This is a genomic window from Draconibacterium sp., assembly GCF_041583095.1.
Taxonomy (GTDB): domain Bacteria; phylum Bacteroidota; class Bacteroidia; order Bacteroidales; family Prolixibacteraceae; genus Draconibacterium.
In genome coordinates this window covers 1-2663 of the sequence record NZ_JBFHGM010000424.1, presented here as the reverse complement: position 1 = coordinate 2663, position 2663 = coordinate 1, and the positions used below count along the sequence as shown (strand labels likewise).

2 protein-coding genes are annotated in these 2663 nt (G+C 38.6%); both read left to right on the top strand.

Annotation, left to right across the window (positions count from 1 at the left end; translation table 11 throughout):
- Window positions 1-264: PfkB family carbohydrate kinase (locus ABZB17_RS22125; protein ID WP_372653782.1), on the top strand; the 264-nt coding region annotated here is incomplete at its 5' end.
- Between the two features lie 40 nt (window positions 265-304).
- Entirely contained in the window at window positions 305-2620 is a 2316-nt protein-coding gene (locus ABZB17_RS22120) for a chondroitinase-B domain-containing protein (protein WP_372653779.1), read from the top strand.
- The last annotated feature ends 43 nt before the right edge of the window (window positions 2621-2663 follow it).

The window sequence follows — 2663 nt, the reverse complement described above, 5'->3', positions numbered from 1 at the left end:
CAAGGTAAGATGTGGAACGGAAAAGAATATATTAAAACTGAAATATTGGACATCACCCACGTTATTGATCGCGTTGGTACCGGTGATGCCTTTGCATCTGGTCTGATATACGGATTATTGCATTATGATGATGTAGAAGCTTTGAATTTTGCTTCAGCTGCTTGTGCATTAAAACATACTGTTCCCGGTGACGTAAATATGGTATCCTTGGAAAATGTGCTTAGTTTAATGAAGGGAGATACTTCCGGAGCACTTCGAAGGTAATTTGAATTTTGAAAGATTGTAGATTCATAAAGAAAATAATATGCATACAACAAAACTAATTCCGATTTTATTGGCCTTTATACTCTTTGCTTGCACAACACAAGAGAAAGTGAATACGGTAAAGGTTCAGGATAAAAATGAGCTAAAGCAAGCTATTAAAGAGGCACAAGCAGGTGACGAGATTGTTCTGGCAGACGGAACCTGGGAAGATGTAACGATTGAACTTACCGGCAGCGGTACAGAAAAACAACCGATAGTGCTGCGCGCCGAAACTCCCGGAGAAGTTTTTATTGAGGGGCAATCGTCGTTAAAATTTGGGGGTGACTTTTGGGTGTTTCGTGATATTCACTTTCAAAATGGTTTTACACCAAATAATGCTGTGGTAGAATTTCGGTTAAACAAGACCGTGGCCAATAATTGTGTCTTTACCAATTGTGTAATTGAAAATTTTAATCAGCCACAGCGCGACACGCAAGATCATTGGGTGGAGTTTTGGGGAAGAAATAATGAATTGAGCAACTGTAACATCATCGGCAAATCAAATTCAGGTCCAACTGTTCGCGTACAATTAAAAGGAAACGAAAGCATAAAAAACTATCATCGAATCATTAATAATCATTTCGGGCCTCGACCGCGTAAAGGAGGGCCACACGGCGAAACATTACAAATTGGAGACAGCGAAACATCAATGTCGCCAAGTAATACTTTGGTAGCCAATAATTTGTTTGATCGGTGTAATGGTGAAGTTGAAGTAATTTCCAGTAAATCGAATTTCAATGAGTACCGAAATAATGTATTCTTCAAATGCGAGGGGTCGATGGTAATGCGCCATGGAAATTACTGCTGGATTGACGGTAACTATTTTATAGGTGATGATAATTCTGAAAATATTGGTGGCATTCGTATTGTAAACACCGGACACTGGGTGGTAAACAACTATTTCTACAACCTGAAAGGAACTAACTTCAGGGCACCTCTGGCGGTTATGAATGGAATTCCAAAGTCACCACTTAACCGATACAACCAGGTTACCGATGTTGTTGTTGCTTACAATACGTGGGTAGAGTGTAAATCACCATGGCATTTCGGCGTTGGTGCAAACCTTAGCCAGGCAGAAGTACTCCCTCCGTCTGAAATTCGTTCGGCTCGACCTGTAAGAACAGTTGTTGCGAATAACATTGTTTATAGTGCTGAAAATGTTTCTGCACCTATAATTGCTTACGATAAAATTGATGGCGTTGATTTTAAAAGCAATGTGATAAACAATAAGGAGCTGGCATATGAAAAACAAAACACTTTTGATTATTGCGATTTTAAAATGAAGGAAGTCGCTGATTACATTTTTGCTCCATCGACACAAGTTTGCAACGTGCAAACCTATAATGGTTTCGAGTTTGAAACTATAACTGCAGATATTTTTGGAAACTCAAGGACTGAAAAGAATTGCCTTGGAGCAGTTTGCGACGTGCCGGATAGTAGCTTGAATATTCTTGATGGAACTAAATATGGTGCCAACTGGTTTTCTGCTGAACCTCAGAAAGTAGAACCAACAAAGTTTAAAGTTGCATCAGAAGAAGAATTACTGGCTGCGATTAAAAAAGCATCTGGTGGCGATATAATTGAGCTTGCAGCGGGTTCGTATTCGGTTAGTTCCTCACTCAAAATCGATAAAAAGATTACCCTGACCGCAGCCGACAAAAATGCTGAAACAAAGATTATTTATACGGGCACAAAGAATACCCCCCTGTTCCAAATGAATCCGAACGGTAAATTGAAGGTTCAAAATATTTTATTGGAAGGAAACGGAGATAATTTTGCCTTTGCATCATTGCAGAAAAATATGTCGGCTTTGTATGATGTTTTAGCACAGAACTGTCGAATTGAAAAGTTTAATTACGTGCTGAAGGCCTATAAAGAATCGTTTTCTGACAGTATCTCATTTATTGGATGTGAAATTGTGAACTGTGATAATGGTATTGAACTGGCAGAAGAAACCGATGATAATGGCGATTACAATGTGGAATTTCTTACCATTGACAATTGCCGTTTTTACAATGTAAAAAGTAATGTGATTGATTATTACCGGGGAGGATATGATGAGTCGACCATTGGAGGAAACCTGTTGGTTGCAAACAGTTCTTTTGAAAAATGTGGGGGCCGTGAAGAGAACGGTATTCTATTAAATACACGTGGTATTGTAAACGTAAATATAGCTGACAATACCTTTAAAAATAATCCGGTTAAACTGGTGGCATTTCTGTGGGGCGCAAAAAATAATTCGCACTCCAATAACGAAATCAGAAACTCGGGGAAAATAGTGGTAGAAGAGAACCTGAAGTTGAAGTTGATGTATTAGTTCTTTTGGTTGAATGATGTTCGAATATATATAACTTGAAAGT